This is a genomic window from Streptomyces sp. NPDC015171, from assembly GCF_043079545.1.
Classification (GTDB): Bacteria; Actinomycetota; Actinomycetes; order Streptomycetales; family Streptomycetaceae; genus Streptomyces.
Map to the genome: position 1 here is coordinate 66203 of NZ_JBIBUO010000013.1, position 21531 is coordinate 87733.

General features: G+C 72.3%; 16 protein-coding genes and 1 pseudogene. 7 read left to right on the forward strand and 10 right to left on the reverse strand.

Translation table 11 applies throughout. The features are described from left to right. Positions 1 to 72: 72 nt before the first annotated feature. Positions 73 to 984, reverse strand: a complete 912-nt coding sequence (locus tag ACF073_RS30190; protein ID WP_392074574.1) for an acyltransferase domain-containing protein — start codon at positions 982 to 984, stop codon at positions 73 to 75. 167 nt (positions 985 to 1151) lie between these two features. On the opposite strand from ACF073_RS30190, the pseudogene ACF073_RS30195 reads away from it, so the two are divergent. Continuing rightward, a pseudogene (locus tag ACF073_RS30195) lies at positions 1152 to 1412 on the forward strand (DUF6343 family protein); the annotation flags it as partial. Between the two features lie 230 nt (positions 1413 to 1642). On the opposite strand, the gene ACF073_RS30200 reads toward ACF073_RS30195, so the two are convergent. The 3 genes from ACF073_RS30200 to ACF073_RS30210 all read right to left on the reverse strand — a co-directional run bounded on the left by ACF073_RS30200 (position 1643) and on the right by ACF073_RS30210 (position 3704). Further along, entirely contained in the window at positions 1643 to 2023 is a 381-nt protein-coding gene (locus ACF073_RS30200) for a tetratricopeptide repeat protein (RefSeq protein ID WP_392074575.1), read from the reverse strand. A 49-nt stretch (positions 2024 to 2072) separates the two neighbouring features. Continuing rightward, positions 2073 to 2690 (reverse strand): dephospho-CoA kinase, encoded by a 618-nt coding sequence (coaE, locus tag ACF073_RS30205; protein WP_392074576.1) that lies wholly within the window; start codon positions 2688 to 2690, stop codon positions 2073 to 2075. A gap of 75 nt (positions 2691 to 2765) precedes the next feature. Beyond that, positions 2766 to 3704: a PAC2 family protein gene (locus ACF073_RS30210; protein WP_392074577.1), complete on the reverse strand. Its 939-nt coding sequence runs from the start codon at positions 3702 to 3704 to the stop codon at positions 2766 to 2768. Positions 3705 to 3946: 242 nt separating this feature from the next. Here ACF073_RS30210 and ACF073_RS30215 point away from each other — a divergent pair, with 242 nt between their 5' ends. Then, entirely contained in the window at positions 3947 to 4909 is a 963-nt protein-coding gene (locus tag ACF073_RS30215) for a nitrous oxide reductase family maturation protein NosD (RefSeq protein WP_392074578.1), read from the forward strand. A 197-nt stretch (positions 4910 to 5106) separates the two neighbouring features. Here ACF073_RS30215 and rpsA read toward each other — a convergent pair whose 3' ends face one another. After that, positions 5107 to 6603, reverse strand: coding sequence for a 30S ribosomal protein S1 (gene rpsA / locus ACF073_RS30220; RefSeq protein WP_392074579.1), 1497 nt, complete (start codon positions 6601 to 6603; stop codon positions 5107 to 5109). A gap of 364 nt (positions 6604 to 6967) precedes the next feature. Between rpsA and ACF073_RS30225 the strand changes: the two genes are divergently transcribed. Both ACF073_RS30225 and hrpB read left to right on the forward strand, forming a co-directional pair. Then, on the forward strand, positions 6968 to 7804 hold the full coding sequence (locus tag ACF073_RS30225; RefSeq protein ID WP_392074756.1) for a class I SAM-dependent methyltransferase: 837 nt from the start codon (positions 6968 to 6970) through the stop codon (positions 7802 to 7804). 171 nt (positions 7805 to 7975) lie between these two features. Next, the gene (gene hrpB / locus ACF073_RS30230) at positions 7976 to 10498 is read left to right on the forward strand and encodes an ATP-dependent helicase HrpB (RefSeq protein ID WP_392074580.1); all 2523 of its coding nucleotides are present in this window, start codon (positions 7976 to 7978) and stop codon (positions 10496 to 10498) included. Here hrpB and ACF073_RS30235 read toward each other — a convergent pair. From ACF073_RS30235 to ACF073_RS30245, 3 genes are all read right to left on the reverse strand, one after another. Further along, positions 10488 to 11480, reverse strand: coding sequence for a DUF3068 domain-containing protein (locus ACF073_RS30235; RefSeq protein ID WP_392074581.1), 993 nt, complete (start codon positions 11478 to 11480; stop codon positions 10488 to 10490). The genes hrpB and ACF073_RS30235 overlap by 11 nt on opposite strands. Before the next feature lie 27 nt (positions 11481 to 11507). Then, positions 11508 to 11642 (reverse strand): SPW_0924 family protein, encoded by a 135-nt coding sequence (locus ACF073_RS30240; protein ID WP_392074582.1) that lies wholly within the window; start codon positions 11640 to 11642, stop codon positions 11508 to 11510. A 171-nt stretch (positions 11643 to 11813) separates the two neighbouring features. Beyond that, the gene (locus tag ACF073_RS30245) at positions 11814 to 13574 is read right to left on the reverse strand and encodes a lytic transglycosylase domain-containing protein (RefSeq protein WP_392074583.1); all 1761 of its coding nucleotides are present in this window, start codon (positions 13572 to 13574) and stop codon (positions 11814 to 11816) included. A 315-nt stretch (positions 13575 to 13889) separates the two neighbouring features. Here ACF073_RS30245 and ACF073_RS30250 point away from each other — a divergent pair, with 315 nt between their 5' ends. Further along, a complete protein-coding gene (locus ACF073_RS30250; RefSeq protein ID WP_392074584.1) occupies positions 13890 to 14786 on the forward strand; it encodes a DUF4184 family protein in 897 nt (298 codons plus the stop codon). On the opposite strand, the gene ACF073_RS30255 is transcribed toward ACF073_RS30250, so the two are convergent. Together ACF073_RS30255 and polA are read right to left on the reverse strand one after the other, a co-directional pair. Next, positions 14668 to 15105: a hypothetical protein gene (locus ACF073_RS30255; RefSeq protein WP_392074585.1), complete on the reverse strand. Its 438-nt coding sequence runs from the start codon at positions 15103 to 15105 to the stop codon at positions 14668 to 14670. The two genes, ACF073_RS30250 and ACF073_RS30255, sit on opposite strands and share 119 nt — an antisense overlap. A gap of 585 nt (positions 15106 to 15690) precedes the next feature. Then, positions 15691 to 18417, reverse strand: a complete 2727-nt coding sequence (polA, locus tag ACF073_RS30260; RefSeq protein WP_392074586.1) for a DNA polymerase I — start codon at positions 18415 to 18417, stop codon at positions 15691 to 15693. Positions 18418 to 18583: 166 nt separating this feature from the next. Between polA and ACF073_RS30265 the strand changes: the two genes are divergently transcribed. After that, a complete protein-coding gene (locus tag ACF073_RS30265) occupies positions 18584 to 20887 on the forward strand; it encodes an FdhF/YdeP family oxidoreductase (RefSeq protein ID WP_392074587.1) in 2304 nt (767 codons plus the stop codon). A 47-nt stretch (positions 20888 to 20934) separates the two neighbouring features. Then, positions 20935 to 21426, forward strand: coding sequence for a PaaI family thioesterase (locus tag ACF073_RS30270; RefSeq protein WP_392074588.1), 492 nt, complete (start codon positions 20935 to 20937; stop codon positions 21424 to 21426). Positions 21427 to 21531 lie beyond the last annotated feature (105 nt).

Consider the following 21531-nt stretch of genomic DNA (forward strand, 5'->3'; position numbering starts at 1 on the left):
CGATCCTCATGCCCGGACAACGCCCCGCTCCCGCACGCCCGTTCCCGTCCTCCCCCAGTTCACTCGTTCGAGTCATTCAGCGGGGAACGGGAACCATCCGTGGCCGATGTACCAGTGACCGCCCGCCCGCAGATGGTCTCCGACGGCCCGCTCCACGGAGGTGCGCCGGGGTAGTCCGGCCACCGGCAGATCCGGGTCTCCGAAGACGAACTGCACGGGCACGGTGTCGGCCGGCTCGCCGTCCGCGCGGGCGATCCGGAAGCGTTCCTGGAAGCGGACGATGTTGGACCCGGCGGGCAGATAGCGCCTCAACTGCGGGTCCAGCAACCAGGAGTGGCAGAGCGCCTGCGCAGGGCGCTCCTCGGGGAAGTGCCGGGCGAAGAACTCACGTGCCAGCGCCAGGGAGTTGTCGCAGGCGGACGGGGTCAGCGGTCCGCGGAAGTCGGCGATGTGCAGGTTCAGGCAGGGCGCCGAGGGTGCCGCGTCCAGTCCGGCCGCCGTCATCATCGACGCCGTGTGCCGCCCGAGCCGTGCCCGTTCGAACTGGAGCCGTCCCAGCTGGTACAGCTCACCGCGGAAGTGCCGGACCAGCCAGCGCGGCGCCTGCACCCCGGCTCTGCCGTACCGTCTGCGGTGCCCCGTGATGTGCCGGCCGAGGTCGGCCAGGGTGCGCCGGGAGATCTCGTCCGGGATGCCGCGCGCCCGGTGGTACGCCCGGGTGCGCGGAAGCGCGGCGACGAACACGTACACCGGGAAGAGGTCGGCCAGGTCGGCCGGCGCCGAGGCGAACAGGTCGTCGAGCGCGGGCGTGCGGCCGATGTCCGCCGGCTCGCGGAGCAGCTCCTCGACGCACTCCGTCAGGAGTCCTCGTGCGTCCGCGTCCCCGGTCAGTCTGCGTGACCGTGCGACGAGTTCGTTGATGTCCTCATGCGGCACGGCCAGGTCGAGGAGCAGTTCGGGCAGGTCGTCGGCGTCGGGCAGCACGGGCGGTCCCCCTTCCGGCCTCGACGGACGGGATCACCGCGCGCGCCTGGTCGAGCGCCCCTGGACACGCGTCCGCGTCGGCCCGCCGGGCGGTGCCGCTCGCCGTCCCATCGAGTGTTGATGCACGTCGTCCCCGAGAGTACGTTGCCAGCAGGAGTGGTGATCCGATGCGTACGGGCAGTGAGCCGGCGACCGCGCGCAGTGCACTGCGGGCGCGGTTGTGGCTGAGCGTGTGGGGCCTGGTCTGGGCGATCTTCGGTACGGCGGTGTTCGCGCTGGTCGGCCGGCCCGGCTGGGCGGCGGCCTGCGGGGTGCTGTGGCTGCTGGCCACCGTCGACATGGCCGTGATCCTCCGGCACATCCACCAGGGCCCGCACTACCAGCCGGGCCGGGACATACCGCCGTACCGGCCACCGGAGAGCGGACCTCCGTATCCTGGGCCTCCGCATCCGGGACCGCCGTATCCAAGGACGCCGCATCCGGGACCGCCCTATCCGGGACGGTCGTATCCGGGACGGTCGTATCCCTGGCCGCCGAGGCACCGTCATCCGTGACCTGCGCCGCGCGCATCCACCGCCCGGCTCGCCCACCCTCGCCCCGGCCCCGGCCTCAGCCGGCGCCGCGCCGCCCTGGCCGCCGCCGGCGCAGAGGCCCCCGCTCAGTCGTCGAAGCGGGCCGACTTCAGATACTCCGGGTTGGGGTCGAGCGCCGCCGCCAGCCGGAAATGGCGCATGGCCTGGTCGGGACGGCCCTGGCGTTCATAGGTGCGGGCCAGGGCGAAGTGCGCGAACGCGTTGTCCGGCTCACGCTCCAGCACGATGGTGAACTCCAGCTCCGCGGGCCGCAGTTGCGCGGCCGCGAAGAAGGCACGCGCACGCAGCAGCCGGGCGGCGGTGTTCTCGGGGTGCGCGGCGATGACTCCGTCGAGCAGCTTCACCGCGCCCCGCGGGTCCCGCGCGTTGAGCAGGTGCTCGGCGGCACGGAAGTCGATGACGTGCGTCTCCGGGGTACGTCCGGTGGAACCGCTGGTCTCGGGCACAGCTGAGTCCTTCCCTTGCTGCACGGCTTCAACGCCCCCGGACGGACGGCTATTCCGCGCCCGGCCGGCTCTGCCGCGCCCGGTGCACCAGGTCGTCCCACACCTCGGCGACGCGCTGCCTCAGCGCGTCCAGGGGTACGTCGTTGTCGATCAGGATGTCCGCGATCTCCCGGCGCTGCTCGCGGGTCGCCTGCGCGGCCATCCGCGCGCGTGCGTCCTCCTCGCTCATCCCGCGCCGCCCTACCAGCCGGTCGAGCTGGGTCTCGGGGCTCGCGTCCACGACGACCACGACGTCGTAGAGGGGTGCGAGAGCGTTCTCCGTCAGCAGGGGCACGTCATGGACCACCACGGCGTCCTCGGCGGCGGCGCTCTCCAACTCGCGGGAGCGGGCGCCCACCAGGGGATGCACGATCGAGTTGAGGACGGCGAGCTTGTCGGGGTCGGCGAAGACGATCGAGCCGAGCCGGGGCCGGTCCAGGCTGCCGTCCGCGGCGAGGATGTCCGTTCCGAAGGCGTCGACCACCGCCGCGAGGCCCGCGGTGCCGGGGGCCACCACCTCGCGCGCGATGCGGTCCGCGTCGATCAGCACGGCCCCGTGCTCCACGAGCAGCCGGGACACCTCGCTCTTGCCGGCTCCGATCCCGCCGGTCAGGCCCACTGTCAGCATGAGCGGAAGCTTAGGCCCTCCCCCTGACCGCCTGTGGACAGCCCTCTGCCGGCTCCGGCCGGCCCGGTGCCGGGGCTAGCCCTCGCCCTCGCGCTCCGCCAGGAAGCGCTCGAACTCCAGCCCGATCTCGTCGGCCGACGGGATCTCCACGGGCTCGGCCAGCATGTTGCCCCGGGTCTCGGCGCCCGCCGCCGCGTCGTACTGGTGCTCGAGGCCCTGGACGAGTGCGGTCAGCTCCTCGTCGCCCTCCTGGATCTGCCGGTCGATCTCGGTCTGGGTGCGGTGCGCGTCCGTGCGCAGCGCGTGCGCCACACCGGGCAGCACCAGGCCGGTGGCGGCCGTGATGGCCTCCAGGACGGTCAGGGCCGCGTCGGGGTACGCGGAACGTGCGATGTAGTGCGGGACGTGCGCGGCGACGCCCAGGATGTCGTGCCCCGCCTCCATGAGGCGGTACTCGACCAGCGCCTCCGCGCTGCCGGGCACCTGCGCCTCGTCGAAGGGGCTGCGGTGACCGGGGACGAGGTCGGTGCGGTTGCCGTGCGGGGTCAGGCCCACCGGGCGGGTGTGCGGGACGCCCATCGGGATGCCGTGGAAGTTCACGGACAGGCGCACGCCGAGCCGTTCCACGATCTGCCGCACCGCCGCCGCGAACCGCTCCCACTCCACGTCCGGTTCGGGGCCGGACAGCAGGAGGAACGGGGCACCGGTGGCGTCCTGGACGAGATGGACCTCGATGGCCGGGACGTCGTACTCGGTCCAGCGGTCCCGCTTGAAGGTCAGCAGGGGCCGGCGGGCCCGGTAGTCCACGAGCCGGTCATGGTCGAATCTGGCCACGACCTGGTGGGGCAGTGAGTCGAGCAGCCGGTCGACGATCTGGTCGCCCGTCTCGCCCGCGTCGATGTATCCGTCGAAGTGGTAGAGCATGACAAGGCCGGCCGACTCCTGGGCGAGCGCCATATCGACAACGGCGAGGCCCTTCGGCTCCCATGCGTACAAACCCTGCGGATCAAGCACTGTGACCGCCCCTCCTCGTGTTCCTCATCGACAACGCGCCCTCGGACAGGGGAATTCCCGCGACACGCCGCTGATCTGCGATCTCGTGCGGGACTCCTTGACGCCCCGTCAGCTGGTCCGTACCTTCACGAGCATCGGTGTTCATACTGACGTTCATTGTTCATGTATGAGAAAAGGTCTGCACCGTGATCAGACGTCCGTACGACAGTCCGTACGGCAGTCCGTACGACAGGAGAGCATCCATGCGCATCCGCACATCGCTCGTGCCCCTGTTCGCCATGCCCCTCGCCGCCGGCGGCCTGCTCCTGACCGCCACCGGCCCGGCCTCGGCCGCCACCACCATCGAGGTGACGACCGCGGCCCAGCTGAAGACCGCCCTCGGCGCCGCCGAGCCGGGCGACACGATCCACCTGGCGGACGGCACCTACACCGGCAACTTCAAGACGACCACGCCGGCCACGGCGTCCGCCCGCATCACGCTCACCGGCTCCGTCAAGGCCGTACTGACGGCCGGCGGCGGTTACGGGCTCCACCTGAACGGCGCCTCCTACTGGACGGTCAGCGGTGTGACCGTGACCGGCGGCCAGAAGGGCATCATGATCGACACGGCCAAGGGGGTCGTGGTCGACGGCGTCACCGTGCACGACCTGGACATGGAGGGCGTGCACTTCCGCAACTCCAGCACCGACGGCGTGATCAAGAACTCGAAGATCTACGACACCGGGCACGACGGCCGCGGCATGGGCGAGGGCGTCTATGTGGGGACCGCGAACACGCTGTCCGACAAGAGCGACCGTGTCCAGATACTCGACAACACGATCGGCCCGGGCGTCGGCGGCGAGAACGTCGACATCAAGGAGGGCACGACCGGCGCGCGGATCATCGGCAACACCTTCGACGGCGGCGGCCTGACCGGCGCCAACTACGACGACTCCTGGGTCGATGTGAAGGGCAACGGCGTCCTCGTCCAGGACAACACCGGCAAGAGCACCACCAACGACGGCTACCAGACCCACACCCAGCAGTCCGGCTGGGGCTGCGGCACGGTGTTCAAGGGCAACAAGTCGGCGCTGGCGGGCGCGACCGGCGCGACCCAGCTGGCGATCAACGTCACCAACAGCATCTCCGGCTGCAAGACGACGGTCTACAGCAGCAACACGGTGTCGGGCGGCAAGGGCCTGACGAACATCCCGGTGACTTCCTGACCGGTGACTTCCTGACCGGGGACGGGGCGATCATCCGACGGGCCGAGGATCACCTGACGGGCCAGGGACCACCTGGCGGGCCGGGGACGGGCGTCCCTTGAGCAGGACGACCGGCACCCCCGCACACGTCTGAGGGGCCGCACCTCGAAAGGTGCGGCCCCTCAGCCTGCTATCGGCTATGCCTCAGCGGCAGGCGTTCAGCTCTGGCCGCCGGCCAGCTTCTCGCGGAGCGCGGCAAGCGCCTCGTCCGAAGCCAGGGCACCGGAGGTGTCCGCACCCTCGGAGGAGTACGAACCGCCGCCACCCGAAGCGGCCGGAGCGGCAGCCTCGCCACCCTCGGCAGCAGCGGCAGCGTCGGCCTCGCGGCTCTTGATGACCTGCTGCTGGTGCTGCTCGAAGCGGGTCTGCGCCTCGGCGTACTGGCGCTCCCACTCCTCGCGCTGCTTCTCGTAGCCCTCGAGCCAGTCGTTGGTCTCGGGGTCGAAGCCCTCGGGGTAAATGTAGTTGCCCTGGTCGTCGTAGGACGCGGCCATGCCGTACAGGGTCGGGTCGAACTCGACCGAGGCCGGGTCGGCACCGAAGGACTCGTTGGCCTGCTTCAGCGAGAGGCTGATGCGGCGGCGCTCGAGGTCGATGTCGATGACCTTGACGAAGATCTCGTCGTTGACCTGGACGACCTGCTCCGGGATCTCCACGTGGCGCTCGGCCAGCTCGGAGATGTGGACCAGACCCTCGATGCCCTCGTCCACGCGGACGAACGCACCGAACGGAACCAGCTTCGTGACCTTACCGGGCACGACCTGGCCGATCTGGTGGGTGCGGGCGAACTGCTGCCACGGGTCTTCCTGGGTCGCCTTCAGCGACAGGGAGACGCGCTCGCGGTCCATGTCGACGTCGAGGACCTCGACGGTGACTTCCTGGCCGACCTCGACAACCTCGGACGGGTGGTCGATGTGCTTCCAGGAAAGCTCGGAGACGTGGACCAGACCGTCGACGCCACCCAGGTCCACGAAGGCACCGAAGTTGACGATCGAGGAGACCACACCGGAACGGACCTGACCCTTCTGGAGGGTCGTGAGGAACGTCTGGCGGACCTCGGACTGGGTCTGCTCCAGCCAGGCACGGCGGGACAGGACCACGTTGTTGCGGTTCTTGTCCAGCTCGATGATCTTGGCCTCGAGCTCCTTGCCCACGTAGGGCTGGAGGTCGCGAACACGGCGCATCTCGACCAGGGAGGCCGGGAGGAAGCCGCGGAGGCCGATGTCGAGGATGAGACCACCCTTGACGACCTCGATGACGGTACCGGTGACGATCCCGTCCTCTTCCTTGATCTTCTCGATGGTGCCCCAGGCACGCTCGTACTGGGCGCGCTTCTTCGAGAGGATCAGGCGGCCTTCCTTGTCCTCCTTCTGGAGAACAAGGGCTTCGATCTCGTCACCGACGGCGACGACCTCGTTGGGGTCGACGTCGTGCTTGATCGAGAGCTCACGGCTCGGGATAACGCCTTCGGTCTTGTAACCGATGTCGAGCAGGACCTCGTCCCGGTCGACCTTCACGATGACGCCGTCGACGATGTCGCCGTCGTTGAAGTACTTGATCGTCTCGTCGATCGCGGCGAGGAAGGCTTCCTCGTTACCGATGTCGTTGACCGCTACCTGCGGGGTGGTGGCGGTGGTCTCGGTGCTGCTCGTCATGTGGGAAAGGGCTCCGGTACGGACATTGAAGTCGTAGGTACTGCTTACGCCGGGAGCCCGTTTCGCTCTGAAGAAGCCGGACAGCCAAGGAAGCGCCTCACCAGGAACTGGTGATGACGCCTCGACAACCGAGGGGACATACAACAGATGCGAGCGCAGCCTGCTACGTCTGAGGTGCGCAGGCCCGCAGCGCAACTTGTAGCATACGGGGGCAGCCGGACAGGGTCAATGCGCGAAGGCGCCCACCCGGGGCGGATCGCCGCATAACCGGCAGAAGATTCACTCCAACAGGCCACGCAGACCCAGGGGATCCCTCTGTTCGGACCCCCGTCGGGTTGGACGGAAGAGTACGACGAGGGAGCCGATCATCCAAGAGCCGGAAGCGTACGACCCGGAAGGGTCGGCGGAACACGAGCCCGAGGCCACCCGGCGTGACGCGGACGTCACGGAGAGCGCGCGGGCGAACCGCGGCTGGTGGGACCGCAACGCGGACGAGTACCAGACCGATCACGGCACGTTCCTCGGCGACGACCGCTTCGTCTGGGGCCCGGAGGGCCTGGACGAGGTGGAGGCCGAGCTGCTCGGGCCGCCGGAGGACCTGAAGGGCAGGGACGTCCTGGAGATCGGCGCGGGCGCGGCGCAGTGCGCGCGCTGGCTGGCCGCCCAGGGCGCGCGCCCGGTGGCCCTCGACCTCTCGCACCGCCAGCTGCAGCACGCGCTGCGGATCGGCGGATCGTTCCCGCTGGTCTGTGCCGACGCCGGTGCGCTGCCCTTCGCCGACGGCTCCTTCGACCTGGCGTGCTCCGCGTACGGGGCGCTGCCGTTCATTGCCGACCCGCGGCTGGTGCTGCGCGAGGTGCGCCGGGTGCTGCGGCCGGGCGGCCGGTTCGTGTTCTCGGTGACGCATCCGATCCGCTGGGCGTTCCCGGACGAGCCGGGCCCCGAGGGCCTCACGGTGTCCGCCTCCTACTTCGACCGCACGCCCTATGTGGAGCAGGACGAGCGGGGCCGCGCGGTCTACGTGGAGCACCACCGGACCATCGGCGACCGGGTGCGTGACATCGCGGCGTCCGGTTTCCGCCTGGTGGACCTGGTGGAGCCGGAGTGGCCGGCCTGGAACACCTCGGAGTGGGGCGGCTGGTCGCCGCTGCGCGGGAACCTGCTCCCCGGCACGGCGATCTTCGTCTGCGGGAGGGACTGAATCCCGCCGCCCCGGTCCTGCATTCCCTCATTCCCTACGCGCGCCTGCGCGCGCGTAGAAGAGCTTGAAGACCGCGCGTAGAAGACTGAAAGACAGAGAAGACGCGGGTCCGGACCCTGCCGGCCCCCACGCGCGCGTGGGGGCCGGCGGCCGTCGTACGACACTGGGGGCGTGATCCGTTACGACGCCCTGGACGCGCTGCCCGTGCGCTCCGCGCTGCCCGCACTGTCCGACGCCCTTGAGGGTGACGGCGCGGCCGTCCTCGTGGCGCCGCCCGGCACCGGCAAGACGACGCTGGTGCCGCTCGTGCTAGCGGGGCTGGTCGGGGGCGGCCCCGCACGGCGCGTCGTGGTGGCGGAGCCGCGGCGGATCGCGGCGCGGGCGGCGGCCCGGCGCATGGCGTGGCTGCTGGGCGAGCAGCCCGGCCGGAGCGTCGGCTTCACGGTGCGCGGCGAGCGGGTCGTGGGCCCGCACACGCGCGTGGAGGTCGTGACGACCGGTGTGCTGCTCCAGCGGCTCCAGCGCGACCAGGAGCTGTCCGGTGTGGACGCCGTCGTGCTCGACGAGGTCCACGAGCGGCATCTGGACGCCGACACGGTGGCCGCGTTCCTGTGGGACGTCCGGCAGGCGCTGCGGCCCGAGCTGCGGCTGGTGGCGGCATCGGCGACCACGGACGCCGAGGGGTGGGCGCGGCTCCTCGGCGGTGCGCCGGTGGTCGAGGCGGCGGGTGTGGCGCACCCGGTGGAGGCGGTGTGGGCCCCGCCGGCGCGTCCGGTGCGGCCGCCGCACGGGATGCGGGTGGATCCGGCACTGCTGGCCCATGTGGCGTCCGTGGTGCGGCGGGCGCTGGCCGAGCGGGACGGGGACGTGCTGTGCTTCCTGCCCGGTGTCGGCGAGATCGCGCGCGTGGCGGGTCTGCTGGGGGAGCTGGGCGATGTCGATGTGCTCCAGGTGCACGGGCGGGCGGCTGCCGCGGTGCAGGAAGCGGTGCTGACGGCCGGGGAGCGGCGCCGGGTGGTGCTGGCGACGGCCGTGGCGGAGTCCTCGCTGACCGTGCCCGGGGTGCGGGTGGTGGTCGACTCCGGTCTCGCGCGGGAGCCGCGGGTGGATCACGCGCGCGGGCTGAGCGGGCTGACGACCGTACGGGCGTCGCGGGCGGCCGGGCGGCAGCGGGCGGGGCGGGCCGGGCGTGAGGCGCCGGGCGCGGTGTACCGGTGCTGGGCGGAGGCCGAGAACGGCCGGCTGCCGGCTTTCCCGGCGCCGGAGATCAAGGTGGCCGATCTGACCGCGTTCGCCCTTCAGGCGGCCTGCTGGGGCGATCCGGACGCCTCGGGTCTCGCACTGCTCGATCCGCCGCCGGCCGGGGCGATGGCGGCGGCGCGCTCCGCGCTGACGGCGGTGGGAGCGGTGGACCCGGCCGGGCGGGTCACGGACGCCGGTGTGCGGCTCGGGCGGCTGGGGGTGCACCCCCGGCTGGGGCGGGCCTTGCTGGACACGTCCGGTGCGGGTGCCCCGGTGGTCGCTCTGCTGTCCGAAGAGGTGCCGCGCGACTACGGGGACGATCTCGCCGGTGCGTTGCGGCGTGCCCGGCGCGGGGGTGACGCGTACGCGGGGCGGTGGGCCGTGGAAGTGCGACGGCTGCGGACCGTCTCGACGGAGCTTTCCGGCCCGCCCGGCCATGACCGCCGACGAGTGGACGTCCAGGCCGGCCCGGGCGCCGATGACGACAGGCTCACCGGTCTCGTGGCCGCCCTCGCCTTCCCCGAGCGGGTCGCCAGACTCGACGGCGGGTCCTACCTCATGCTCTCCGGGACCCGGGCCGAGCTGCCCGAGGGGTCGGCGCTGCGCGGGGCGCCCTGGATCGTCGTCGCCGTCGCCGACCGGCCCGGCGGGAAGGGACACGCGCGCGTGCGGCTCGGGGCCGCCGTGCCGGAGGACGTGGCGCTCACCGCGGCCGGGGCACTGCTGGCGGAGCGGGACGAGGTGCACTGGGCCGACGGGGAGGTCGTGGCCCGGCATGTCGAACGGCTGGGGGCGGTCGAGCTCGCCGTACGGCCGCTGAAGAACCCCGATCCGGCCCTCGTCCGCGGTGCCCTCCTCGACGGGCTGCGGCAGGACGGTCCGGGGCTGCTGCGCTGGTCGCCCGACGCGGAGACGCTGCGGCAGCGGCTGGCGTTCCTGCGCGCGCACCTCGGGGAGCCCTGGCCCGACGTGTCGGACGCGGCGCTCCACGCGCGCGTGGACGAGTGGCTGGAGCCGGAGCTGGGCAGGGCCCGGCGGCGGGCCGATCTCGCCCGGATCGACGCCGGGCAGGCGCTGGCGCGGCTGCTGCCCTGGGCGAGCGGGGAGGCGGTCCGGCTGGAGGAGCTGGCGCCGCAGCGGATCACCGTGCCGAGCGGGTCCAGGATCCGGATCGACTACCGGGACCCCGAGCGGCCGGTCCTCGCCGTCAAGCTGCAGGAGATGTTCGGGCTGCGGGAGACACCGGCCGTCGCGGGCGTGCCGCTGCTCGTGCATCTGCTCTCCCCCGCCGGGCGGCCCGCCGCGGTCACGGCCGACCTCGCCTCCTTCTGGAGGGACGGCTACCGGGCCGTCCGGGCGGAGCTGCGCGGCCGGTATCCCAAGCATCCGTGGCCCGAGGACCCGGCGACCGCCGAGCCCACGCGGCACACCAACGCCCGCCTCAGGCGCTGACCGCCTCCGGTTCCTCCGTCGATGCGGGCAAGGGGCGTCCGGGGCGGCGGGTGCGGGCCTCCAGCCAGAGGGAGAGGGCGAGGAGCAGCAGGCCGAGGGTGAGGGAGCCCCAGGGGACGTACGAGGTGAGTGCCAGGACGAGGGTGCGGTTCTTCTTGACCAGGGCGACGGTGTGCTCGATGTAGTCCTCGCGCATCTTCACGTGCCCGGCGAAGGCGGTGACCTTGGCGCGTCCGCCGAGCAGGGTGCCGCCGCGCAGTTCCTCCTGGTGGATCTCCTCGCCGTAGACGGGCGCCCCGGTGACGGGTTCGACCCAGAACTTGCGGACCGTGGAGTACCAGCGGGTCGTTCCGGTCCTGGCGACCGTCTCCGGTGTGATGCCCTGGACGGGCATCGTCTTCGGCATGGGGACCTTGGTCCACGGGATGGTCTGCTCGAAGTAGTAGACGGTCAGGCCGCGGAAGGTCCGGGTGCCCTTGTAGTGGATGGGGCTGGTGGTGCGGGTCTGCGCGTCGAAGTACTCGTAGTCCCGTTTCTGGGTCAGGAAGGGCCACTTGAACTCGATGCCCTCGCGTTCGACCGGGTCGCCGTCGACCATCTCGCCGGTGGCGTGCACGGGATCCTGGCTGTGGGCGTCGAAGATGTACCGTTCGGGCACCTTGGAGACCATCTTGCCGTCGGGGCCCTGTACGTAGGACAGGCTGTCCCAGACCACGACCGGCCGGCCGGCCGTCTTCTCGATCCTCTTCGCGGCGTCCGCGTCGCCCTTGAGGGTCTGCACGATGGTGACCTCGGGGACCTTCTTGGCGCGCATGGTCCCGTAGTCGAGGAGGGTGGCGTCCTTGGCCTCCAGGACCATGTCCTGGTACTGGTTCGCGGGGATCCGGGCCAGGCGCGGGAAGGCGTACCAGCGCAGCAGCGGGGACAGCGCCGCGCAGAACACGGCGCAGGCGAGCAGGAACAGGCTTGCCTTGCGGCGCATTCCGGCCTCCCTTCCGGACGGGCGCGGCTACGGGTGCGAGGGCACCGTCGTCAGCAGCGGCTTGGGGGACGTCCGGCCCGACGGCGTGCCCAGCGCGCTGATCGTGAGGACCAGGGCGAGCGCGAGGACGAGACCGGTCGCGGCGGCGAACAGAGCGCGCATGCGGGGCCTCCCGGCGGACGGTCGGTGTCCTGACCGAATCCTGATGGGTCGTCAGGTCCGGGCACCGTAGCAACGGGCGGGCGAGATGAGAACAGCGGTGCACGCACGAACGAGGGCGCCCTTCCCGCCGGAGCGGGAGGGGCGCCCTGTCGCGAGGTCCGGGCCGGGGCCTCAGGAGGAGGCGGACGGGCTCCCGGAGGGGCTCTCCGACGGGGTGGCGGCGGCCTCGACCTTCAGCTCCACCGTGAGCGTCGCGCCGCCGGTGGTGGTGATACGCAGCAGGAAGGTGCCCGTGGTGTCGTCCGCGTACAGCTTCGGCAGAGTGAGCAGGCCCTTGGCGTCCGTCTTGAGGTCGGTGAGGGTCCGTACGGGCTTGCCGTCGGCGTCCTTGAAGGAGGGGCCCTTGTCGTTCTCCGTGGCGTCGGTGGCGGACTTGACCAGGGTGGCGGTGGCCGCGACCTGGTCGGCGGCGGCGCCCTTGTACGTCGCCTTCACCTGGACCTGGTCGGCGAACTCGCCGCCGGGGGTGCAGGTCAGCGGGGCGTCGCCGACACGGGCCAGGGCGTCGGCGGTGCGTGCGGTGACGGTGGCCGTGTAGTCGACGCCCTTGACCGTGCGGCCCACGACGGCCGCGGTGACCTTGAAGTCACCGGCCTTCTCGCCGGCCTGGAGCTCGGGGGCGAGCGCGACTCCCTTGGCGTCGGTGGCGACCGTGGCCACGGTCTCGCCGCCGGCGAAGGCGGCGTCGGTGTCGCCGGTGATGCTGAACCGGACCCGCACCTTGGCGACGGACTTGCCGGACTTGGTCTCCGCGCGGGTGGCGATGCGCTCGGTGAAGGCGTCGCCGGCCCTGGCCGTGAGCTTCTGGGTGCCCGCGTCCTCCAGGTGGTCCACCAGGTCGGTCTGGGTCGGGGGCGTCGGCGGGACCGGCGGCTTGGGCGGCTTCGGGGGCTTCGGCGGCTTGGGGTGGGGCGTCTCGTTGCCGCCGCCGGGCTTGTCGGGCCTGTCGGGCTTGCCGGGCTTGCCGGGCTTGCCGGGCTTCTGGGGCGGCGTGGTCCGCGGCGGGCTCGGGTGCGTGGTGGGGCCGGAGCCGGTGTCGCTGCGGTGCTCGGGCACGTCGCCGGAGCCGTCGGGGACGGAGTGGGTGCCCTTGCGGTAGTACTCCATCCAGTTCAGGACCAGGTTGAGGTAGTCCTGCGAGTTGTTGTAGCTGAGGATCGCGCGGTGCAGCCCGTCCTGGGTGCCCATGTCCCAGTCGTTGCGGCACAGGTAGTGGCCCGCGGCGAGCGCGGCGTCGTAGATGTTGTTGGGGTCCTTCGCGCCGTCCCCGTTGCCGTCCCGGCCGGCCCAGGCCCAGGTGGACGGGATGAACTGCATGGGGCCGACGGCCTGGTCGTAGGTGCTGTTGCCGTCGTACGCGCCGTTGTCGGTGTCCGGGATGAGCGCGAAGCCGTTGCCGTCGAGCTGCGGACCCAGGATCGGGTGCAGGGTGGTGCCGTTGGCGTCCACCTGTCCGCCGCGGGCCTGCCCCGACTCGACGTTGCCGATGGCGGCGAGCAGTTGCCAGGGGAGGTTGCAGCCGGGCTTGGCGGAGCCCAGTGCGGCCTCGGCCTTCTTGTAGGCGTCGAGGACCGTCGCGGGGACGCCGGCCTCGCCGCCGCCCCGGGAGACGGGGGTGCCGACGCTCGGCGAGGGGCTGGGCGCGGGGCTGTTCAGCGGCGGCAGATCCGTGTAGTACGGCGAGTTGCCCGTGGCGTTGCCGTCGGCGGATCCGCCCGGTGCGGGGGCCGCGGAGCCGGCCGTCGCCTGTCTGCCCTGGTCGTCGCCGGTCGCTCCCGGAGCCTGGGACGCGGAGAGAGCCGCGACCGCCGCCGCGGCCACGGCGGTGGTCGCCGCCCCCTTGCGCAGCCGCCTGCCGATATGCGCCGCCATTGAGTGAACCCTCCCGTGGACGCCCGCGCGTCCGTCTCCGTCTGCCTGCCTCGCTCTGGTGTGACGGTCGAGCCGGTGCTCTGGTTGCCCCTGTGCCGTCTTTCCATCCGTGCGACGTGTGTACGACCGTGCGCACGGCATGGTGACGCAGGTGACCCTACGACAACTTGCTGTGAGCGGGCACCCGTTCGCGCCCGGATTTCACCGGTTGGCCAACTGTCGTTGCCGCGCGGGCCGCACAGGGCGGTCGCGCATACTGGACGGGCCTGATCAGCCGTGCCGGAGCCGGGACCGGCGAACGTTCCGGGGGTTCTGTTGCCGTTCACACTCAGCCACGCGGCCGCCGTGCTGCCCGCGGTCCGCAGGGACGGCAGCGGCCGGGGCCGGCTGGTTCCCACGGTGCTGGTCGCCGGTTCCTTCGCGCCCGACATGCCCTACTACACGGCCGGTGTCCTGCCCGGCGGCATGGAGTTCGGCACGGTCACGCACGCGTTCACCGGGGTCGTCACGGTCGATGTGCTCATCGCCTGGGCCCTTGCGGGGCTGTGGCTGCTGGTCCGGGAGCCGTTGCTCGCGCTGCTGCCGCGGGCCCGGCAGCGCCGGCCCGCCGCCCTGCTGCGCTGCGGTGCGCCACGCGCGCGCGTGCGAGCCGCTTCGGTGGGGTGGTGGTACGGCTCGGCCGTGCTCGGCGCGCTCACCCATGTGGTCTGGGACGCGTTCACGCATCACGACCGGTGGGGTACGCGGCTGATTCCGGCCATCGGGCGGGACCGCCCGGCGGGGATACCGCTGTTCACCTGGTTGCAGTACGGGTCGTCCGCCGCGGGTGCCGCGCTGATCGCGGTGTTCGTCGTACGAGCGCTGCGGCGGGCGCCGGACGGGGCACCCGCGGGGGTGCCGGTGCTGTCCGCGCGGGACCGGTGGTGGGCGCTGGCGGTGCTCGGCGGCTGTGCGCTGGCCGGGGCTGCGCAGCGGACGGCGCGGTGGTGGGAGCGGCGGGACGCGGCCGCCGGCCTGTGGGAACTGGTGCCCACCCTGTGCTTCGGCGTGGGCGCGGGCCTGCTGCTGGGGCTGTTGTCGTACGCCGTCGGGGTCAGGGCCTGGCGTCCGGCGGCTCGTCCTGGGGAGTCTGGGGGTCCTGAGGGTCCTGGGGGCCCTGGGGATCCCGCCGAGGCGGTCGGTGCGGGCCGGGGGCGCCGGGCCGCTCGGTGAGGGACGCGACGAAGACCGTGAGGGTCTGCCGGGGGCGCGTTCTCGGGATCAGGGCGAGGGTCAGGGCCAGGTAGCCACGGGCCAGGTCGGTCCACTGGCGCCAGTCGGGCCGGGCGGCCGGGCGGCCCGCGAGCCTGCGCCGCAGGTCCTTGACGGCTCGGCGGACGGTCGTGGCCGGGTCGGCCGGGATGCGGGCGGTGCTTGCGTCGGCCGCGAGGGCCGGGACCGGCGCGGCGGGCACTGCCTGCGTCGAGGCGGTGGGCGCCCAGACACCGGTGAGCGCCTCGGGCGTCCGGCGGTGAAGCATGCGTATACCCATGCCCGCAGTGTTGCGGCTGCGGGGGGTGCGGGGCGTTTTGGCGGGGGCCACGAGAGTGACGGCCCTCCGGGCGTCGGCCGAACGGTCCGGGCCGCTGTCCGGTGCGGGGAGCGGGCGAACGTGGTGGGACGCCGGGGGCGGCGCCTTGGGGTCGCGCTGCGGTGGTCGACGCCGGGGGTGGCACCTTGGGGGCACGCTGCGGTGGTCGACGCCGGGGGTGGCACCTTGGGGGCACGCTGCGGTGGTCGATCCCGGGGGTGGCACCTTGGGGGCACGCTGCGGTGGTCGATCCCGGGGCGGCCCGGTCTCCGGTGCAGGTGAGGGCGGGCGGACCTGCCGGGACGAGGGGCGGCGCCTCGGGGGCCCGCCACCAGACGGAGCCCCGTGGCCCGAGGCGGACGGGGGCCCGTCGCCCGAGGCGGATGGAGCCCCGTGGCCCGAGGCGGACGGAGACTCGTCGCCCGAGGTGACTGGAACCGTCGGTCCGGGCGCGGAGGGGCGGTGGCGGGCCGGAAGAGGGGGCGTTGCCCGGAGGGCGGCGCCCTGCCGGGCGCTCTCGTTGCGGCAGCGCCCCCGCGCCGGACGCTAGTGGGCCGCCGACTCCCAGTCCGGGCCCACGCCCACCGAGACGTCCAGCGGGGCCCGCAGGTGGACCGCGCCGGCCATTTCGCGGCGGACGAGCTCCTCCGCCGCCGCCCGCTCGCCGGGGGCGATCTCCAGGACGATTTCGTCGTGGACCTGCAGGAGCATGCGGGACTTGAGCTCCGCCGCCCGCAGCGCGCCGTCCACCTTGAGCATGGCGATCTTCACGATGTCCGCAGCCGTGCCCTGGATGGGCGCGTTGAGGGCCATCCGCTCGGCGGCCTCCCGGCGCTGGCGGTTGTCGCTGTTGAGGTCCGGCAGGTACCGGCGGCGGCCGAAAAGGGTCGCCGTGTAGCCCGTGGCGCGCGCCTCGTCGACGGCGCGGCGCAGATAGTCCCGGACCCCGCCGAAGCGCTCGAAGTACGCGTCCATCAGGGCACGGGCCTCGCCCGCCTCGATGTTCAGCTGCTGGGAGAGGCCGAACGCGGACAGCCCGTAGGCGAGGCCGTACGACATCGCCTTGATCTTGCGGCGCATCTCCGCGTCCACCGCGCCGGGCTCGACGCCGAACACCTGGGAGGCGGCCGTCGTGTGCAGGTCCTCGCCCGAGGTGAACGCCTGGATCAGGCCCGCGTCCTCGGACAGGTGGGCCATCACGCGCAGTTCGATCTGGCTGTAGTCCGCCGTCATCAGCGACTCGAAGCCCTCGCCGACCACGAAGCCCCGGCGGATCGCCCGGCCCTCGTCGGTGCGGACCGGGATGTTCTGGAGGTTGGGGTCCGTGGAGGACAGCCGGCCGGTCGCGGCCACCGTCTGGTTGAAGGTGGTGTGGATACGGCCGTCGCCCGCGACGGTCTTGATCAGACCCTCGACGGTGACCCGGAGCTTCGCCTGCTCGCGGTGGCGGAGCATGATCACCGGCAGCTCGTTGTCGGTCTGGGTGGCGAGCCAGGCCAGCGCGTCGGCGTCGGTGGTGTAGCCGGTCTTGGTCTTCTTCGTCTTGGGCAGGGCCAGCTCGCCGAAGAGAACCTCCTGGAGCTGCTTGGGCGAGCCCAGGTTGAACTCGTGGCCGGCCGCCGCGTGCGCCTCCTTCACGGCCTGCTGCACGGCACCGGCGAACATCTGCTCCATCGCTTCGAGGTGCGCCCGGTCGGCCGCGATGCCGTGCCGCTCCATGCGGGCGAGCAGCGCCGAGGTAGGCAGCTCCATGTCGCGCAGCAGGTCGGCGGCGCCGACCTCCTGGAGGCGGTCCTCGAAGGCCTCGCCCAGGTCCAGGACCGCGCGGGCCTTGACCATCAGGGACTCGGCCTCGGCGCCGTCGTCCGCGCCGAAGGCCAGCTGGCCGTCGGCAGCGGCGGCGGGGGCCAGCTCGCGGTGCAGGTACTCGAGGGACAGCGCGTCCAGGTCGAAGGAGCGACGGCCGGGCTTGACCAGGTAGGCGGCGAGCGCGGTGTCCATCGCGACGCCCTCGACGCTCCAGCCGTGCTCGGCGAAGACGCGCATGGCGCCCTTGGCGTTGTGGAAGACCTTGGGACGTTCCGCGTCGGCGAGCCAGGCCCCGAACGCGTTCTCGTCGGCCTCGTCCAGCTCGGACGGGTCGAACCAGGCCGCCGCTCCCCCGTCCGCCGCGAGGGCGACCTCGGCGACCGAGCCGGCGCCGAGCGCCCAGGTGTCGACGGTGGCGACGCCCAGGGTCCCGGTGCCGTGCTCGGCGAGCCAGGGGATCAGCTCGCCGGAGCGCAGGATCGTGCCGTCGATCTCGACGCCCTCGGCGGGGGCCGGTGCGCCCTCGGCCTCCTCCGTGCCCGGGTCGACGGCGAAGAGACGCTCGCGCAGGGACGGGTTGCGGATCTCCAGGGTGTCCAGGACCATCGCGACGGACTTGCGGTCGTACGGGATCCGCTCCAGGTCGGCGACCGTCCTCGACAGCTCGACCGCGCGCTCCAGCTCGGTGAGGACGCGGTTGAGCTTGACCGACTCCAGGTGGTCGCGGAGGTTCTGGCCCGCCTTGCCCTTGACCTCGTCGACCCGCTCGACCAGCTCGGCGAAGGAGCCGAACTGGTTGATCCACTTCGCCGCCGTCTTCTCGCCGACGCCGGGGATGCCGGGGAGGTTGTCGGACGGGTCGCCGCGCAGGGCCGCGAAGTCCGGGTACTGGGCCGGGGTCAAGCCGTACTTCTCGAACACCTTCTCCGGAGTGAACCGGGTCAGCTCCGAGACGCCCTTCGTCGGATACAGCACCGTGACGTTCTCGGTGATCAGCTGGAAGGAGTCGCGGTCGCCGGTGACGATCAGCACCTCGAAGCCCGCGGCCTCGGCCTGGGTGGCGAGGGTGGCGATGACGTCGTCCGCCTCGAAGCCGTCCACCGCGAAGCGCGGTGCGTGCATCGCGTCGAGCAGCTCGCCGATCAGCTCGACCTGGCCCTTGAACTCGTCAGGGCTCTTGGAGCGGTTCGCCTTGTACTCGGTGAAGCGCTCGGAGCGCCAGGTCTTGCGGGAGACGTCGAACGCCACCGCGAAGTGCGTGGGCGCCTCGTCACGCAGGGTGTTGGCCAGCATCGACGCGAAGCCGTAGATCGCGTTCGTCGGCTGGCCGGTCGCGGTCGTGAAGTTCTCCGCGGGCAGCGCGAAGAACGCACGGTAGGCCAGCGAGTGCCCGTCCATGAGCATCAGCCGGGGACGGGTGCCGGCGGGGGTCTTGTCGGTCTGCTTCGATGCTGTCTCTGCCACGTCCCCGATCCTGCCACGCCGCACTGACAGCGCGGGCCGCACACCGTCGACGGATGTGACCCCCGCCACAGCGATCGCGGGCCGCCGGAAGCGGCGGCGGCCGTGTCAGTGCGGCGTGGGAGTATCGGCGTCGTACTTCTCACACGTGGTCGAAGGGGAGCGTGCGATGGCGACGAAGCCGCCCAAGGGTGATCCGGTGCAGGACGCGCCGCAGGTCGCGGAGCCGAAGCACGCGGCGGCGGGGCTGCCGGCCATCGGGCACACGCTGCGCATCGCCCAGCAGCAGATGGGTGTGAAGCGCACCGCGCTGACGCTGCTGCGCGTGAACCAGAAGAACGGCTTCGACTGCCCGGGCTGTGCCTGGCCGGAGCCGGACCACCGGCACGCGGCGGAGTTCTGCGAGAACGGCGCCAAGGCCGTGGCCGAGGAGGCCACCCTGCGCCGGGTCACGCCCGAGTTCTTCGCCGCGCACCCCGTCGCCGACCTGTCCGGCCGCAGCGGCTACTGGCTGGGCCAGCAGGGCCGGCTCACCCACCCCATGTACCTCCCCGAGGGCGGCACGCACTACGAGCCGGTCTCCTGGGAGCGCGCCTTCGGGATCGTCGCCGAGGAGATCGCCGCCCTCGGCTCCCCGGACGAGGCCGTCTTCTACACCTCGGGCCGCACCAGCAACGAGGCCGCGTTCCTGTACCAGCTCTTCGCGCGCGAACTGGGCACGAACAACCTGCCGGACTGCTCGAACATGTGCCACGAGTCGTCCGGCTCGGCGCTCAGCGAGACCATCGGGATCGGCAAGGGCAGCGTCCTGCTGGAGGACCTGTACCAGGCCGACCTGATCGTCGTCGCCGGGCAGAACCCGGGCACGAACCATCCGCGGATGCTCTCCGCCCTGGAGCGGGCCAAGGCGAACGGCGCGCGGATCATCAGCGTCAACCCGCTGCCCGAGGCGGGCCTGGAGCGCTTCAAGAACCCGCAGACCCCGCAGGGCATGCTCAAGGGCGCCGCGCTGACCGATCTGTTCCTGCAGATCCGCATCGGCGGCGACCAGGCCCTGTTCCGGCTCCTCAACAAGCTCGTGCTGGAGACCGAGGGCGCGGTCGACGAGGAGTTCGTGCGCGAGCACACGCACGGCTTCGAGGAGTTCGCCGAGGCCGCGCGCGGCGCCGACTGGGCGCAGACGCTGGCCGCGACCGGGCTCACCCGCGAGGAGATCGAGGAGGCCCTGGGCATGGTCCTCGCCTCGAAGCGGACGATCGTCTGCTGGGCCATGGGCCTCACCCAGCACAAGCACGCCGTCCCGACCATCCGCGAGGTGGTCAACTTCCTGCTGCTGCGCGGCAACATCGGCCGCCCGGGTGCGGGCGTGTGCCCGGTGCGCGGGCACAGCAACGTGCAGGGCGACCGCACCATGGGCATCTTCGAGCGGCCCGCTCCGGCCTTCCTCGACGCCCTGGAGAAGGAGTTCGGGTTCGCGCCGCCGCGCGAGCACGGTTTCGATGTCGTCCGGGCCATCCGTGCGCTGCGCGACGGCGAGGCGAAGGTCTTCTTCGCCATGGGCGGCAACTTCGTCTCCGCCTCGCCCGACACGGAGGTCACCGAGGCAGCGATGCGCCGCGCGCGGCTGACCGTGCATGTGTCGACCAAACTGAACCGCTCGCACGTGGTCACGGGCGCGCGTGCGCTGATCCTGCCGACCCTGGGCCGGACCGAGCGTGATCTGCAGGACAGCGGCGAGCAGTTCGTGACCGTGGAGGACTCCATGGGCATGGTGCACGCCTCGCGCGGGCGGCTGCGGCCCGCGAGCCCGCAGCTCAGGTCCGAGCCGGCCATCATCTGCGGGCTCGCGCGCCGGGTGCTGGGCGAGCGCAGCGTCGTGCCGTGGGAGGAGTTCGCGAAGGACTACGCGGCCGTCCGGGACCGCATCGCGCGCGTGATCCCCGGTTTCGAGGACTTCAACACGCGTGTGGCCCGGCCCGGCGGGTTCACGCTGCCGCACGCCCCGCGTGACGAGCGCCGCTTCCCGACCGCCACGGGCAAGGCGAACTTCACGGCGGCGCCGGTGGAGTACCCGGCGCTGCCGGAGGGCCGGCTGCTGCTGCAGACCCTGCGCTCGCACGACCAGTACAACACCACGATCTACGGCCTCGACGACCGCTACCGGGGCATCAAGGCCGGGCGCCGGGTGGTGCTGGTGCACCCCGAGGACGCCCGGGCCCTCCAGGTCGCCGAGGGTGCGTACGTCGACCTGGTGAGCGAGTGGCAGGACGGCGTGGAGCGGCGGGCGCCCGGCTTCCGGGTCGTGCTGTATCCGACGGCGCGGGGCTGTGCGGCGGCGTACTACCCCGAGACGAACGTGCTGGTGCCGCTGGACGCCACCGCCGACACCAGCAACACCCCGGCCAGCAAGTCCGTCGTCGTACGCCTCGAAGGGCGTGCCGCGGACCGTCTGGAACAATCGGCGACCGACTGAGCGTTTGCTCAGCGACCAGACAGGTGACGACGAACGGAGCCGGGCCCATGGGCGAGCAGCAGCGAGTGAAGTTCCCGCAGGAGGTCATCGACGAGTACGCGGCGCTCGGCGTGGACCTGCCCGCCCTGTTCTCGGCCGGGCATCTGGGCACGCGCATGGGTGTGCAGATCCTGGAGGCCGCGGCCGACAAGGTCGTCGGGACCATGCCGGTGGAGGGCAACACCCAGCCGTACGGGCTGCTGCACGGCGGCGCCTCCGCGGTGCTGGCGGAGACCCTGGGCTCGGTCGGCGCCATGATGCACGGCGGCATCTCCAAGGTCGCGGTCGGTGTGGACCTGAACTGCACGCATCACCGCGGGGTCCGCTCGGGCCTGGTGACGGGCGTGGCCACGCCGGTGCACCGGGGCCGGTCGACGGCGACGTACGAGATCGTGATCACCGACGAGGAGGGCCACCGGGTCTGCAGTGCCCGGCTGACCTGCCTGCTGCGCGACGCGCGCCCCGGCGACGCGGTGTCGGCGGGGCCCGCCGCGGGCTGAGCACGTCCGGGGGCGGTGTCCGCGCGCCGGGCCCGTCCCGCGCGCGGGGAGCGCCCGATCCGGCCGCGCCGGAGCGTTGCCCCGCGCCGCGCCTCCCTTTAGCTT